Below are 13,898 nucleotides of genomic sequence, written 5' to 3' on the forward strand. Positions count from 1 at the left end.
GGACGTATGAAAACCAGAGATCTGGCGCATCGGACATGGAGTGGGGTTTCCCCGGGTGGACGTGAATGGGTGCCGCGCTGGCTCTGGCCTGCACCGGCGCGCATGCGGCCGAAGGCACCACCACGCTGGAGCCGGTGGTGGTCAGCACCAGCACCTGGATCGCCCAGCCAGCGTTCGATGCCCCCGCATCGGTAGATATCATCGAAGGCCGCGCCATGCGCGACAGCCGGCTGCAAGTGAACCTGTCGGAAAGCCTGAATGGCGTGCCGGGCCTGCTGGTACAGAACCGCCAGAACTACGCGCAAGACCTGCAATTGTCGCTGCGCGGCTTCGGCGCCCGCTCGACATTCGGCGTGCGCGGCGTGCGCCTGTATGTGGACGGCATTCCCGCCACCATGCCGGACGGCCAGGGGCAGACGTCCAATATCGACATTGCCTCGATCGACCGCGTGGAAATCCTGCGCGGGCCGTTTTCCGCATTGCATGGCAATTCGTCGGGCGGCGTGATCCAGATCTATACCGAGCCGGGTGCGGGCCCCCCGCGCATCGGCGCCGATTTCGCCGCCGGCAGCGACGGCCAGCGCCGCTATGGCGCGCAGGCCAGCGGCTCGCAAGGCAACGAGCCGCGTGAACTGAGCTATCTGCTCAGCACCAATCGCTACCTGACCGACGGGTACCGCCAGCACAGTGCCGCGCGCAAGACCTTGGCCAACGCCAGGCTGGGCATCGGGCTGGACGCCGGCCGCCGCCTGACCCTGGTGTTGAACAGCGTGAACCTGACGGCGGACGACCCGCAGGGCCTGACGCGCCAGGAATTCGAGGAAGACCCGCGTGCCGCAGCGCCCAGCGCGCTGCTGTTCAACACCCGCAAGACCGTGCGCCAGGCGCAAGGGGGCGCCGTCTACGAGCATCCCCTGGATGGCGACAACGATCTGCGCGTGATGCTGTATTACGGCCAGCGGCACACCCGCCAGTTCCTGTCCATCCCCGTAGCGGTGCAGGCCGCGCCGGGCCAGGCCGGCGGCGTGATCGACCTGCAGCGCGACTACGGCGGCGCCGATGTGCGCTGGACGTCGCGCCTGAAGCTGGCCCGCCGGCCGTTCACCGTGGCCGCCGGCGTTGCCTATGACACCATGACCGAAGACCGGCGCGGCTACGAAAACTACATCGACACGCCGCAAGGCCCCGAACTGGGCGTGCAGGGCGCGCTGCGCCGCAAGGAACGCAACACCGTCTGGAACCTGGACCCCTACGTGCAGGCTACCTGGCAATTCGCGCCGGCATGGCAGTTGGAGGCCGGCCTGCGCTACAGCACGGTACGCTTCGATTCGCACGACCAATACATCGCCCCCGGCAATGGCGACGACAGCGGCAAGGCCCGCTACCGCAAGGCCCTGCCCGTGGCGGCGCTGCGATACCAGGTCAACCCCGGCCTGAACCTGTACGCCACCGCCGGCCGGGGTTTCGAGACCCCCACGTTCAACGAGATTTCCTATCGCCCCGACGGCCGGCCCGGCTTGAACTTCGGCCTGCAGCCCGCGGTGAACACCAGCGTAGAGGCCGGCGCCAAGGCCCGCATCGCGCAAGGCCTGTTTACCGCCGCCGTGTTCCATACCCTGACCGACGATGAAATCGTGGTCGATACCAACCAGGACGGCCGCACCACTTACCAGAACGCGGGCCGCACCCGCCGGCAAGGCGTCGAGCTGAGTTGGTCCGGCAGCATCGCGCGCCACTGGCAGGCCACGCTGGCCTATACCTGGCTGGACGCTCGTTACCGCGACGGTTTCTACGATGGCGAGCCCCTGCCCGAAAACCGCGTATCAGCCGGCAATCGCATTCCGGGCATCGCCCGGCACTCGGCTTATGCCTCGCTGGCCTGGACGCCGCCGCAAGGCTGGCGCGCCGGAGTGGAAGGCCGCTACCTCAGTTCGCTTTACGCCGACGACGCCAACCAGCACAGCGCGCCCGGCTACTTCACCGCCGCCGTCCATGCCGGCTACGCCTGGTCCTGGCAGGACTGGCGATTCGACGCCTACGCCCGCATCGACAACCTGCTCGACCGCCAGTACGCGGGCTCGGTCATCGTCAACGCCGGGCAAGACCGCTACTACGAGCCCGCCCCGGGCCGCGCCTGGGCCGCCGGCCTGGCCGCCACGTATCGGTTCTAGCGTGCCGCAAGCCGCCGCGGCGAGTTTTCCCGGGGAACGCCGGGTGTCTGGCTCCCGCCAGGGTGCCGGACACCGTCCTGCTGAGACTGTCATGGCATACAACGGTGTCTGGCACCCGGAGGGAGCCAGACACCCGGCTGTTCCCGCGCAAACTTGCAGCGGCTGAAGTTGCGCCGTGGAGGACGGGCGCCGGGCAATGCGAACCCATACTTGACATTGCTCTCGCTCAATACTATCGTACGATACATCGTAAGATATTAGAGAATGTTCATGCGCCCTCTTTTCCCACACTTTCCTGGTTTCCCCGGCCTGGCGCGCCATCCCATGCACCTGCACCCCCCTGGCCACCGCGGCCGGCGCGGCGGGCGCGGCGGGATGGGCGGCGGCCACGGCATGGACGGTGACGGCAGCGGCATGATGCGCGGCCGCAAGTTCGCTGCCGACGAACTGCAGTTGATGCTGCTGGCGCTGCTGGAGGAACAGCCCCGCCACGGCTACGAACTGATCAAGGAACTGGAAGCCCGGTCCAACGGTTTCTACACCCCCAGTCCCGGTGTCATCTACCCCGCGCTGACATACCTTGAAGAACTGGACTACGCCACCGTGGAAACACATGGCAACCGCAAGCGCTATCACCTGGCCGACACCGGCCGCACCTATCTGGACGCCCAACGCGAACGCGTCGAGCGGCTGTTTGCCCTATTGCAGCATGCCGCCCGCAAAATGGCCTGGATGAAACAGGCCTGGCAGGGCGAGGCCGGCGTACAGGAAGCCGTGGAATCCACCGGCTGGCTGCGCGAATTCGTGGACGCCCGCCGCGCCCTGCGCGAGGCGTTGTTGCGCCGTACCGATGCCGGCACCGACGAACAGCGCCGCATCGCCGCCGTGCTGCGCCGGGCCACGGCCGAGATCCTGGGCGAACCGGCCCCGCCCTGTGATCCAACCTGACAAGGACATTCATGGACCCTTCCCCCTCTACTGACGTCCGTGCCGTGCAAAAAGTGCGGCACCCGCTCAAGGCGCGCCTGCTGCAGGTGCGCCAGGTGCAGCGCATCGGTTCGTGGCTGGTGCGCGTGACGCTGGGCGGCGACGACCTGGCCGGTTTCGTATCGGCCTCGTTCGACGACCACGTCAAGCTGTTCCTGCCCGGCGACGACGGCATGCCCGTCATGCCCATCATCGGCCCGCAAGGCCCGGAATTTCCCGAAGGGCAGCCCCGTCCCATCGCGCGCGACTACACCCCGCGCCGCTATGACGCCAGAACTGGCGAGCTGGACATCGAATTCGTGCTGCACGGCCACGGCCCCGCCACCACCTGGGCGGCCCAGGCCAAACCGGGCCAGTACCTGGGCGTGGCCGGGCCGCGCGGCTCGTTCATCATTCCGCAGGATTTCGACTGGCACCTGCTGATCGGCGACGAAACGGCCCTGCCCGCCATAGCCCGCCGGCTGGAAGAGCTGCCTCGCGGCAAGCGCGTGCTGGCCATCATCGAAACCCGCCACCCGGACGCCCGCATCGCCCTGCCCACCCGCACCGACCTGAGCCTGCATTGGGTGCACGAGAACGTCGAACCCCGCAACGGCCAACCCGTGCTGGAACGCGTGGTACGTCGCCTGGCGCTGCCAGAAGGCGACGGCTATGTCTGGGCGGCCGGCGAATCCGCCGCCATCCGCGCGGTGCGCCAGTACCTGGTGCAGGAACGCGGCATCGACAAATCGCGCATCCGCGCCGCCAGCTATTGGCGCCGCGGCGATGCGGGCGCGCACGAAGTGTTTGGCGACTGAACCATGGCACGGTCCCCAGCTTCCACTGCCGCCCGCGATGCGCGCGGCCCCATCGCCGCCGCAATCGCGGCCGTCATCCGAGACGGACAGGTGCTGCTGGTGCAGCGCGCACACGCGCCCGACCAGGGCCGCTGGGCCTTTCCCGGCGGCAAGATCGAACCGGGCGAAACCGTGCACGATGCCGCCGTGCGCGAATTGCTCGAAGAAACCGGCGTGCAGGCCCAGGCCCTGCAAGCGTTCAACGCGGTCGACGTATACGACCGCGACAGCCGGGGCGGCCTCAGGCGCCATTACGTACTGGTCGCCGTACTGTGCCGTTGGCAGCAAGGCGAACCCCGGGCCGGCGACGATGCCCTGGATGCCCGCTGGTTCGCCCTCGCCGACCTGGACTCGCAAGCCCTGGCCCTGAGCTTCGGCGTAGCCGACATCGCACGCCAGGCCGCCACCCTGGCCGCGGACGGGCAGGATTGAACGGCAAATGCCGGACATCGTTTCGTGCCGCACAGTGCGCAACCTGAACGTCAAGCTGCACGCCGGCAGCCACGCCCAGCCCGTGGCGCTGGCCCGGCTGGGGGGGTTGCTGTAGCGGCTGGCTTTGCGGCTTCGTGCTAGCCGCCGGCCCCGCGCAGCAAGCGCTCGAACAAATCCACCGACCCCATCTGGCCTCCCTTCAGCATGACCTCCATGCCGTCCAACGCGGGCACATCGCTGTGCAGGCGGCACAGGGCCACGCCGGGCTCGATGCGCGCCAGGTGCGACAGGCCCCAGGCATCCAGGGCCTGCATGGCCAGGCTCGAGCTGTCGCCGCCCGCCACGCCCAGGCGGTGCACACGCTGCTGCCGCAGTACCGCATCCAGCAGCCGTCCGCCGGCCCGGGCCAGTGCATGGCTGTGTACACCTTGGGTACGCTCGCCCTGCGCATTGTCTATCCAGGCCAGCACATGTTCGCCGCCGCGCAGGGCTTGCGCCAGTTCGGCCGCCATGGCCGCGCGGTAGGCGTCGTCATCGCCTGCCAGGCGTTGCGGATCGAGCCGCACCTTGCGGTACGACACCGCGGCCTGCACCTGCCGCGCCGTCACCGGCGACAGGCTGCCGGCCAGCAACAGCACCGGGCCGGAGGCCGCCGGATAAATATCGGCGGGAGCCGCGGCCGCATTGCCCCATTGGCTGCCCAAGGCCTCGATGACGCTGCTGGCGCCCACGGCCAGCAGCGGTTCGTGCTGCGCCGCCTGGGCCAGCACCGCCCCGATCGCGCCCAGGTCATCCTGCCGGGCTACGTCGAACAAGACCGCATCCGCGCCCTCTGCCTGCAAGGCCCGCATGCGCTCGTCAATGGCGGCGGGGCCCAGCGCGCAGGTACGGTAGTCGATGCTGTCCACCCGGCCCGCGCCCAGCTGGGCGAAGTGCCGGCGCAGGTCGGCCTCGTGCATGGGCGTAACCGGGTGCCGGCTCATGGTGGGATGCCGATCGATGCGGTGCACCTCGCCGTCGGCGGCCGCGTACAACTGCGCGAACACGCAATAGCGTCCCAGGCTGGGCTGCCCGCCCACGATGACGGGCAAGGGCTGCCGTACCGACTGACCCAGTTCCTGCATCGCCACTGCGATATTGCCCACCTGCGCGGCGCTGTCGAAGGTGGAACACACTTTGTAGTGCACCACGCGCGGGCCCAGGCTTTGGAAAAACTGCGCCGCCGGCCGCAGGACGGCGCGCATCGCATCCGGCGCCATGGCCCGGGTGGCGCCGGCGATGCCCAGGCAGTCCAGCGGTCCGGCGCGTTCGCGCTGGGCTGCCGTGGGCACCCCAAAGAAAAGCAGGCTGCGCAGGCCATTGCGCGTGGCCGTGGCCAGCGCATCGGTGGCTCCGGTGAAATCATCGCCGTAGTACGCCAGGCGCGGCGCGGGCAGGTTCATCGCGAGCCGAAAAATGCCAGCGCGCGCGCCAGTTCCGGCGCCTGGTGCGCATAGTCGGCCAGTTGCGCACCGCTACGCGCGGCCTGCCAGGCCTGGCGTATGCTCGTCACTCCCGCCGCCGCGCCGTCGGGATGCGCCAGGATGCCGCCGCCCGCCATGAACAGCAGGTCGTCGCGGCCGATGGCGGCCCAGGTGGCGGGCACGGTGCCCGCCCATTGGCCGGAAGAAAACGCCGGCATCACGGTGTCGTCCTGCGCCAGCCCGGCCGCCAGGGGCGTATAGCAATCGCGCGCGCCGCTGATCACTTCGTCGTCGGGCTGCGAGAACTTGCCCTGCAGGCCATGCACGTGCATGTGGTCTACCCCGGCCAGGCGCCACAGCGTCTGGTATGCCTGGAAGCCTATACCCAGCAGCGGGTGGCGTGACAGGGCGCCGAAGCCGTTGCGGTGCCCATGCAGCACCAGCGGCGTATGGCGCCGCAGGCTCTGAATGGCCGAGTACCCGCAGGCGTTCAGGCTGGCCATGACGCAGGTGCCGCCCTCGCGTTCCACCAAGTCGGCATGGCGCCGCATGGCATCGGTTTCGTCGGTAATGTTGAAGGCCACCATCACCTTTTTGCCGGTGCGCTCGGCATGCTCGCGCACCACGCGCATCACCGCGGGCACGCGCTGCGCCAGCGGCGCGTGCTCGGGGTCGGCGCACACTTCGTCGTCCTTGATGAAGTCCACACCGGCGGCGCACAGCTGCGCCACCAGTTCGGCCGTCTGCTCCGCCGAAAAACCCACGTTGGGCTTGATGATCGTACCTACCAGCGCCCCGCTGGCCACGCCCGCGGCCCGGCGCGTGCCAGCGATGCCCGCGCGCGGAAAATCGAAGCGCGCGCGGTATTCGGCCGGCAGTTGCAGGGTTTCCAGGCGCAGGCCGGTCACCTCGCCCAGGTCATACAGGTTGCCCGCCACGGTGCTGGCAAGCGTGGGCAGGTTGGCGCCGATATTCGCCGGCGGAAATGCAATGTCGATGCGCGCGCGGCGCCACGGCCCCGCCTGGCCGCGCCGTTCCAGCAAGGCATTGGGTAGGCTGGGGGCAGCCGCCTCGTCCAGCAGTTGCACGCGTTCGACCACGGCGCGCGCGCGGGCGCGCAGCGCGTCGGTCTCGCCCGCTACGCGGGTGAAGGTGCCGCACGATTGCTCGCCCGCCATCACCTCGGCCACGGCCGCCGGATCCAACGGGGTTTCAATTACATAGCTGGCGCGGATGCGTCCGTCGCCCTGCGCCGCAAGCGTGGCGCTCATTGCGCCCCCAGGCTGGGGAAGGGGCGCACCGGGTCGCTGCCGTCCCAGCCGTCGGCCGCTTCGCGGATCTGCTGGAACATGCGGCCCTTGGGGCCCGACACTTCGGACAGCTCGATTACCGTGCCCGGGTGATATTCGGTGTCGAAATAGATGAAGCGGCCGCGCTCGCCCACTTCGCCGCGCATCTTGGGCTTGAAGCCTTGCGCCAGCAGGCGTTCCAGATCGGCGTCGTAGTCTTCCGTCCAGTAGGCCACATGCTGCAGGCCCGTGCGGCCCGCCTGCAGGAAATCGCGGTACATCGACGGCACGTCGTTGCGCGTCTGGATCAGTTCCACCTGCACATAGCCAGAATTGGCCAGCGCCACCGAGTTATGCGGCTCGTACGGCAGGTTGTCGTAGTGATAGTCCACGATGGGCACGCGCGGGTTGTAGAACCACGGGCCCACGCCCAGGGTGTTGCTCCAGTAGGCCATGGCGGCCTCGATGTCGGGCACCACATAGCCCAACTGGCGGATCTGGCCGAGAAACCGGCTCATGAAATGCTCCCGTGCGAAAAAAGATCAGTTGTCGAGAAAGCCGATGGAAATCCACGGAATGGCCGCCACCAGGACCAGGCCCACCAGCAGCGCGGCCATATAGCCCCAGATGGGGCCGATGCCCTCGTTGGGGTCTACCTTGCCCACCGCGCAGGCGCCGTAATAGCCTACGCCGAACGGCGGCGCGAACAGGCCCACGCCCATGGCCAGGATGACCACCATGGCGTAGTGCACTTCGTGAATGCCCAGCTCGCGCGCAATGGGAAACATCAGCGGCCCGAACAGCACGATGGCCGGTATGCCTTCCAGCACGCTGCCCAGCACGATGAACGCCACCAGCGACACCGCCATGAAGGTGTACTTGCCGCCGGGCAGCGCGCTCATGGCCTCGGCCAGGTCATGCGCGAAGCCCGACTGCGTCAGCGCCCAGGCCATGGCCGTGGCGCAGCCGATGATGAACAGGATGGCCCCCGACAGCATGGCGGTCTCGGTCAGGATGCCGGGCAGGCGCCGCACATCGAACTGCCGGTACAGCAGCAGGCCCGCAATGACCGAGTACGCGATGCCGATGGTGGAGACTTCCGTGGCGGTGGCCACGCCTTCCACTACCGCCGCGCGGATCACGAAGGGCAAGGCAAGCGCCGGCAGCGCCACCAGGAAGCTCTTGCCGATGACGCCGCGCGCCACGCGCGGCACATTGCTGAGATCTTCGTGGCGGTAGCGCCACCACACGATCACGCACAGCGCCAGGCCCAGCACCAGGCCCGGCAGCATGCCGCCGGTGAACAGCGCCGAGATCGACACACCGGCCACCGAGCCTATCGTGATCAGCACGATGGACGGCGGAATGGTCTCGGTTTGCGCCCCGGTGGTGGACAGCAGGGCGATCAGGTCGCCCGGCTTGGCGCCGCGCTTCTTCATTTCGGGCAGCAACACCGGCGCAATGGCGGCCATGTCGGCGGTCTTGGAACCCGAAATGCCCGACACCAGGTACATGCCGGCAATCAGCACGTAGTTCAGCCCGCCGCGCACGTGGCCCAGCAGGCTGGACAGGAACTGCACCATGGCGCGCGCCATGCCGGTCATCTCGATCAGCATGCCCAGCAGCACGAACAGCGGCACCGCCAGCAGGATCAGGTGCGACATGCCTTCGTCCAGCCGCCCCACCATGACCAGCATGGGGGTGCGCGTGGTAAGGGCCAGGAACCCGAAGGTGGCCAGCGCGAACGAGAACGCAATCGGCACGCCAGCGAACACGCAGGCTCCCACCACGCCCGCGAAGAAAATCACCAGGTTCAGCTTGCCCAGCGTCATCAGCCAGGGGCCGGCCAGCCAGAACAGCAGCGACACGGCGATGGCGGCCAGCACCGCCGGCACCACGTACTGCGTGTGCTCGCTGCGCAGCAGCCGCACAATGCACACCAGCAGCATCAGCAGCGTGCCCGTGGGCAGGGCGGCCGCGCGCCAGGCGTTGCTGATTTCCATGGCGGGCGTGACGATGATGGCCTCTTCGTACGCGTATTCCCAGGCCGGATGGATCAGCAGCACCAGGAACACCAGGGCCGCGGCGAGCGCAAAGGTTTCCAGGAAGGCGCGGGTGGCGGGCCGGCACTTGGCCACCACCGCCGTCATGCGCATGTGCGCCCCGCGCCGCAGGGCGATCACCGCACCCAGCATCGACAGCCACAAGAACAGGATCGAAGCCAGTTCATCGGACCAGACGATGGGTTCGTGGAACACGTAACGAGCCACCACGCCCGACAGCAGCACCGCCACTTCCGCCAGCACCAGCAGGGCCGCCGGCACTTCGGACACGACGCCCAGCGCGCGGTCGGCCCAGGCCAGCAGGCCCGATCCGTTGACCGGGCGCGCCGGCGCGGCGGACGGCGTTCCGGCCGTCCACACAGCCTTGGTCTCGTGGCCCGCGGCCATCACGACACCTTGCCGACGGATTCTTCCAGCAGGGCCCAGGCCTGGGCGCCGAACTTCTGCTTCCATTCGGCGTAAAAGCCCGCCTTGCGCAACTGCTCGCGAAAGCTGTCGGCCTCGGCCGTGTTGAACTGCAGGCCTTTGGATGTCAGCTCGTCCTGCAGCGTGGTGTTCAGCTTGACCAGGTCATCGCGCTGCTGCAGGCCGGCCTCATTGAAGGCGCGCGCGTAGATGGTCTTCAGGTCGTCCGGCAGGCCGCGCCACGCGCGCCCGTTCACCACCAGGTGGTAGCCGTCCCAGCTGTGGTTGGTCAGCGAGCAATACTTCTGCACTTCGTACAGCTTGGCCGTCTGCACGATGGCCAGGGGGTTTTCCTGGGCATCCACCACCTTGGTCTGCAGGGCCGAGTACACCTCGCTGAACTGCAGGCTGGTAGGCGCGGCCGACAAAGACTTGAACAGCGAAATGCCCATGGGGCTGACCGGCACGCGGATCTTCATGCCGTCCAGGTCGGCGGCCGTGGCCACCGGATGCGAACTGCTGGTCACCTGACGGAAGCCGTTGTTCCACATCTTGTCCAGGGTGTACAGGCCCACCTTGGCGAACGCCGCGCGGATGCTGTTGCCCAGCTTGCCGTCCACCGCGTTCCATACTTCCTGGTCATCCGAGAACGCGAACCCGATGGCGGTGATTGCGCTGATGGGCGCCAGCGTGGCGATGACCATGGTGCCCGCGTTGAACATGTCGATGCCGCCGCTGCGCACCTGGGCCAGCATGTCGGTATCGCCGCCCAGCTGGTTGTTGGGGAACACCCGCACTTCCATGCGGCCGTTGCTTTCCTTGGCGACACGGGCCGCCGCTTCCTGGGCGCGGATGTTCAGCGGATGGCTGTTGGGCAGGTTGTTGCCGTACTTGAATACATATTCGGGCGCCGCGGCGCTGGCCAGCCGGGGCACGCCTATCATGCTGGCGGCCAGCGGCAGGCCCGCCAGGGTACGCAGCGCACTGCGGCGCGTGAAGGTCTTGTTATACGTCATGGCACTGTCTCCTGTGCGCAAGCTCACCGGCCTGGGGCCGGCGATGTTGGAAATATCGGAACCGGGTCCGCCCGCCTTGGCGCCGGCCCCCGGGGAATCAATTGCAGCGGGCGTGCATGCCGCCGTCCACGAACAACTCCACGCCATTGATGTAGCGCGCCTCGTCGGACGCCAGGAACACGGCGGCATGGGCCACGTCCCACCCGTCGCCCATGCGGCCGGTGGGCGACAACTTGTTGCGCGCCTCGACCATTTCCCGGGTGTTCTGGTAGAAGCCCGAAATCTGCTGGTAGATATGGGGAGTGTCCATCACGCCCGGCAGGATGCAGTTGGCCCGTATGCCCTTGGCGGCGTACTGTAACGCCACGCTCTGGGTAAAAGAGTTCACCGCCCCTTTCGACGCCGCGTAGGCGCAGTAGGCATAGCCCGTCCAGCGAACGCCGCCCAGGGCGCCGATGTTGACGATGGCGCCGCGCTCGCGCGCCTCCATGTGGGGCAGCACGGCCTTGCAGGTCAGGAACATGCTCTTGACGTTCACTGTCATGACGCGGTCCCAGACGTCTTCGCCGGTTTCCACCGGGCCGCCTTGCGAGGTAATGCCCACGTTGTTGTGCAGGATGTCGATCTGGCCGTACTGCGCCAGGGCCTGGTCCACCACACGCTGCACGTCGGCATAGTCGGTCACGTCGGCCTGCAGGCCCAGGGCTTCGAGGCCCTCGGCGCGTATGGCGTCCTGGGTGGCTTGCGCGGCTTCGCCCACGCGGTCCACCGCCACCACCCGGGCGCCCTGGCGGGCATAGGCGGCCGCCGCGGCCTTGCCGTTGCCCCACCCTTCGCCCACCGAACCGGCGCCGAATACCAATGCCACGCGGCCGGCCAGCCTGCCTGCTGTCTCCATCATGTTTTCCTTGTATGCCCCGACGGGGCGGCTACGGATAGTTGCGTAGGATAGGCTTGCCGCCGTTGATTTCCCAAGCGGGTTTTTTGATGGTTTTTGAGGTGACCATCACGGATGCGTGTAATGTATAGCCCGCGATTCACCGCACATTCGGAGAACCCCGGTGTCCCAGGTATTGCCCACCGTGATTGATATTGCGCGACTGGCCGGCGTGTCCCCGGCCACGGTCGACCGCGCCCTGCACCGGCGCCCGGGCGTGCGCCAGGCCACCCTGCAGCGCGTGATGAAGGCCGCCGCCGAACTGCAGTACCTGCCCCAGGCCGAGCTGTATGCCGCGATGGCGCCCCCGCCCATGCGGCTGCTGTATATCTTGCCCAACCGCAGCAGCCGCTTTTTATGGATGCTGGGCGAATGGGTGCGGCATTCGCAGGAACACTGGGCGCCCTATAACGTCAGTTGCCGCGTGGCGCCGGTGGAAAGCTTCGACCCCGATGCGCTCACCCGCATCCTGCTGCGGCGCGGCAGGCAAAGCGACGGCGTGGCATTCATGGCGCTGGAACACCCCAAGGTGCGCGAGGCCGTGGCCGAGCTGGCCGACCGCGGCATACCCAGCGTGACCCTGGTGTCCGATCTTTCCCATTCGCGCCGCAGCGCCTACGTGGGCCTGGACAATCGCGCCGCCGGCCGCACCGCCGCTCACCTGATCGGCCGCTTCCTGGGGCCCCGGCGGCGTGGGGCCAAGGTGGCGATGCTGGCCGGCTCGCTAAGCTACCGCGCCCACGAAGAACGCGAGGCCGGCTTCATGCACCTGTTCGCCGAACAATATCCGCAAGTACGGGTGGTGGGCCTGCGCGAAGGCTACGACGATGCCGATACCAACTACCGCCAGACCCTGGCGCTGCTGAAGGAACACCCCGACCTGGCCGCCATCTACAATATCGGCGGCGGGGCCGAAGGCATCGGACAGGCCCTGAAAGAATGCGGCCGCCAGCACGACATCGTGTTCATCGGCCACGGCCTGACGCCCGACACACGCGCCCTGCTGATCGATGGCGGCATGGACGCCGTCATCAATCAAAGCCCGCTGACCACCATCCTGAACAGCATCCGCATTTTCAACAACCTGCGCGAACACCGCAGCGTGCTGTCAGGTGTAGAGGCCACCCGCACCGACGTGATTTTTCGCGAGAACCTGCCTTGACGTCCAACACCCCGTACCACCCCCGCCTGGACACCGAGCGCCTGGCGCTGCGCCCCCTGGCCGCGCAAGACGCCGAGGCCCTGCTGGCGATTTTTTCCGACCCGCAGGTCATGCAGTACTGGAATACCGCGCCCTGGACATCCATGGCCGACGCGCACGCCTTCATCGCCGACAGCGTGCTGGCCAACGAGCGCCAGGAATCCCTGACGCTGGGCATTTACGAGAAATCGTCGGGCCACCTGGCCGGCAAGTGCATGCTGTTCAACCACGACAAGGGCTCGCGGCGCGCCGAAATCGGCTTCGGGCTGGGCAGGCCCCATTGGGGCAAGGGCTACATTAACGAAGCGGGCCGCGCCCTGATTGCGCATGGTTTCCAAACCCTGAAGCTGCGCCGCATCGAAGCCGAAATCGACCCGGACAACCACGCGTCGGCCAAGGCCCTGGAGCGCCTGGGCTTCGTCCAGGAAGGCCTGCTGCGCCAACGCTGGGAAATCAACGGCGTGGTTTCGGATTCGGCGCTGTATGGGTTGCTGGTTGGCGGCTGACCCGCGCCGGGCCGCCGGCTATTCCCGCGCGCCCGCCTGCGCCAATATCCGTTCAATCTCCGCATAGCCGTGCTGGCGCGCATGCGCCAGCGGCGTCACACCCTTGCCATCGGCCAGGCCGACATCCGCGCCGGCGTCGACCAGCAACTGCACAATCTGCACATGGCGCGGCCCGCCATCGCCCAGGATGATGGCCTCGAGCAGGGCCGTCCAGCCCAGGTTGTTGACATGATCGACATCCACGCCGGCCTCGATCAGGGTGCGCACCGTCTGCACGTGCCCACGTTCGGCGGCCGGGATCAACGCCGTGCCGCCATAGCGGTTCACGCTTTCCAGGTCGGCGCCATGCGCCAGCGCCATGGCCAGTATCTGGTCGTGGCCGCGCGCGCCGGCGTACAAGTAGGGGCTGTCGTGAATGGCGTCCTTGGCGTTCACGTCGGCGCCGGCCTCGATCAGCACCCGGGCGGCGGGCACATTGTTGCGATGGGTGGCCACCAGCAAGGGCGTGCGCCCCTGGCTGTCGCGCGCTTCGATGGGCGCGCCCTGTCCCAGCAAGGCCTGGACGTCCGGCCCGCTGCCCGTGGCGGCCGCC

Annotated in this window: 13 protein-coding genes; 6 read left to right on the forward strand and 7 right to left on the reverse strand. The window is 68.0% G+C overall.

What is annotated here, in order from left to right; genetic code table 11:
- Window positions 1-65 precede the first annotated feature (65 nt).
- From LPZ50_RS12585 to LPZ50_RS12600, 4 genes are all read left to right on the forward strand, one after another.
- Window positions 66-2,171 carry a TonB-dependent receptor gene (locus LPZ50_RS12585; protein WP_230661829.1) on the forward strand — a complete coding sequence of 702 codons (2,106 nt, stop codon included), beginning with the start codon at window positions 66-68 and terminating at the stop codon, window positions 2,169-2,171.
- Between the two features lie 324 nt (window positions 2,172-2,495).
- Window positions 2,496-3,119: a PadR family transcriptional regulator gene (locus LPZ50_RS12590; RefSeq protein WP_419195593.1), complete on the forward strand. Its 624-nt coding sequence runs from the start codon at window positions 2,496-2,498 to the stop codon at window positions 3,117-3,119.
- Window positions 3,120-3,130: 11 nt separating this feature from the next.
- Window positions 3,131-3,955 (forward strand): siderophore-interacting protein, encoded by an 825-nt coding sequence (locus LPZ50_RS12595; protein ID WP_230661830.1) that lies wholly within the window; start codon window positions 3,131-3,133, stop codon window positions 3,953-3,955.
- Between the two features lie 3 nt (window positions 3,956-3,958).
- A complete protein-coding gene (locus LPZ50_RS12600) occupies window positions 3,959-4,426 on the forward strand; it encodes an NUDIX hydrolase (protein ID WP_230661831.1) in 468 nt (155 codons plus the stop codon).
- Between the two features lie 137 nt (window positions 4,427-4,563).
- Here the strand turns inward: LPZ50_RS12600 and LPZ50_RS12605 are convergent, their stop codons facing one another.
- The 6 genes from LPZ50_RS12605 to LPZ50_RS12630 all read right to left on the reverse strand — a co-directional run bounded on the left by LPZ50_RS12605 (window position 4,564) and on the right by LPZ50_RS12630 (window position 11,560).
- Window positions 4,564-5,868: a four-carbon acid sugar kinase family protein gene (locus tag LPZ50_RS12605; protein WP_230661832.1), complete on the reverse strand. Its 1,305-nt coding sequence runs from the start codon at window positions 5,866-5,868 to the stop codon at window positions 4,564-4,566.
- Entirely contained in the window at window positions 5,865-7,160 is a 1,296-nt protein-coding gene (locus tag LPZ50_RS12610; RefSeq protein WP_230661833.1) for a ribulose-bisphosphate carboxylase large subunit family protein, read from the reverse strand. Before LPZ50_RS12610 ends, LPZ50_RS12605 begins: the two co-directional genes overlap by 4 nt.
- The gene (locus LPZ50_RS12615; protein WP_230661834.1) at window positions 7,157-7,696 is read right to left on the reverse strand and encodes a VOC family protein; all 540 of its coding nucleotides are present in this window, start codon (window positions 7,694-7,696) and stop codon (window positions 7,157-7,159) included. The genes LPZ50_RS12610 and LPZ50_RS12615 overlap by 4 nt, the downstream gene beginning before the upstream one ends.
- Before the next feature lie 24 nt (window positions 7,697-7,720).
- Entirely contained in the window at window positions 7,721-9,628 is a 1,908-nt protein-coding gene (locus tag LPZ50_RS12620; RefSeq protein WP_230661840.1) for a TRAP transporter large permease subunit, read from the reverse strand.
- Window positions 9,628-10,662: a TRAP transporter substrate-binding protein gene (locus LPZ50_RS12625; protein ID WP_230661835.1), complete on the reverse strand. Its 1,035-nt coding sequence runs from the start codon at window positions 10,660-10,662 to the stop codon at window positions 9,628-9,630. The genes LPZ50_RS12620 and LPZ50_RS12625 overlap by 1 nt, the downstream gene beginning before the upstream one ends.
- Window positions 10,663-10,759: 97 nt before the next feature.
- Entirely contained in the window at window positions 10,760-11,560 is an 801-nt protein-coding gene (locus LPZ50_RS12630) for an SDR family NAD(P)-dependent oxidoreductase (protein WP_230661841.1), read from the reverse strand.
- Between the two features lie 163 nt (window positions 11,561-11,723).
- Here LPZ50_RS12630 and LPZ50_RS12635 point away from each other — a divergent pair, with 163 nt between their 5' ends.
- Both LPZ50_RS12635 and LPZ50_RS12640 read left to right on the forward strand, forming a co-directional pair.
- A complete protein-coding gene (locus LPZ50_RS12635; protein WP_230661836.1) occupies window positions 11,724-12,761 on the forward strand; it encodes a LacI family DNA-binding transcriptional regulator in 1,038 nt (345 codons plus the stop codon).
- Window positions 12,758-13,306, forward strand: coding sequence for a GNAT family N-acetyltransferase (locus LPZ50_RS12640; RefSeq protein WP_230661837.1), 549 nt, complete (start codon window positions 12,758-12,760; stop codon window positions 13,304-13,306). The genes LPZ50_RS12635 and LPZ50_RS12640 overlap by 4 nt, the downstream gene beginning before the upstream one ends.
- Before the next feature lie 18 nt (window positions 13,307-13,324).
- Here LPZ50_RS12640 and LPZ50_RS12645 read toward each other — a convergent pair.
- On the reverse strand, window positions 13,325-13,898 hold a 574-nt coding region (locus LPZ50_RS12645), incomplete at its 5' end, for an ankyrin repeat domain-containing protein (RefSeq protein ID WP_230661838.1).

The organism is Bordetella petrii (genome assembly GCF_020991325.1).
GTDB lineage: Bacteria > Pseudomonadota > Gammaproteobacteria > Burkholderiales > Burkholderiaceae_B > Bordetella_A > Bordetella_A petrii_E.

What these genes read in the sequence shown, in the direction of transcription:
- LPZ50_RS12585 (WP_230661829.1), top strand. Translation starts at nt 66, where the DNA reads ATGGGTGCCGCGCTGGCTCTGGCCTGCACCGGCGCGCATGCGGCCGAA.
- LPZ50_RS12590 (WP_419195593.1), top strand. Translation starts at nt 2,496, where the DNA reads ATGCACCTGCACCCCCCTGGCCACCGCGGCCGGCGCGGCGGGCGCGGC.
- LPZ50_RS12595 (WP_230661830.1), top strand. Translation starts at nt 3,131, where the DNA reads ATGGACCCTTCCCCCTCTACTGACGTCCGTGCCGTGCAAAAAGTGCGG.
- LPZ50_RS12600 (WP_230661831.1), top strand. Translation starts at nt 3,959, where the DNA reads ATGGCACGGTCCCCAGCTTCCACTGCCGCCCGCGATGCGCGCGGCCCC.
- LPZ50_RS12605 (WP_230661832.1), bottom strand. Translation starts at nt 5,868, where the DNA reads ATGAACCTGCCCGCGCCGCGCCTGGCGTACTACGGCGATGATTTCACC.
- LPZ50_RS12610 (WP_230661833.1), bottom strand. Translation starts at nt 7,160, where the DNA reads ATGAGCGCCACGCTTGCGGCGCAGGGCGACGGACGCATCCGCGCCAGC.
- LPZ50_RS12615 (WP_230661834.1), bottom strand. Translation starts at nt 7,696, where the DNA reads ATGAGCCGGTTTCTCGGCCAGATCCGCCAGTTGGGCTATGTGGTGCCC.
- LPZ50_RS12620 (WP_230661840.1), bottom strand. Translation starts at nt 9,628, where the DNA reads ATGGCCGCGGGCCACGAGACCAAGGCTGTGTGGACGGCCGGAACGCCG.
- LPZ50_RS12625 (WP_230661835.1), bottom strand. Translation starts at nt 10,662, where the DNA reads ATGACGTATAACAAGACCTTCACGCGCCGCAGTGCGCTGCGTACCCTG.
- LPZ50_RS12630 (WP_230661841.1), bottom strand. Translation starts at nt 11,560, where the DNA reads ATGGAGACAGCAGGCAGGCTGGCCGGCCGCGTGGCATTGGTATTCGGC.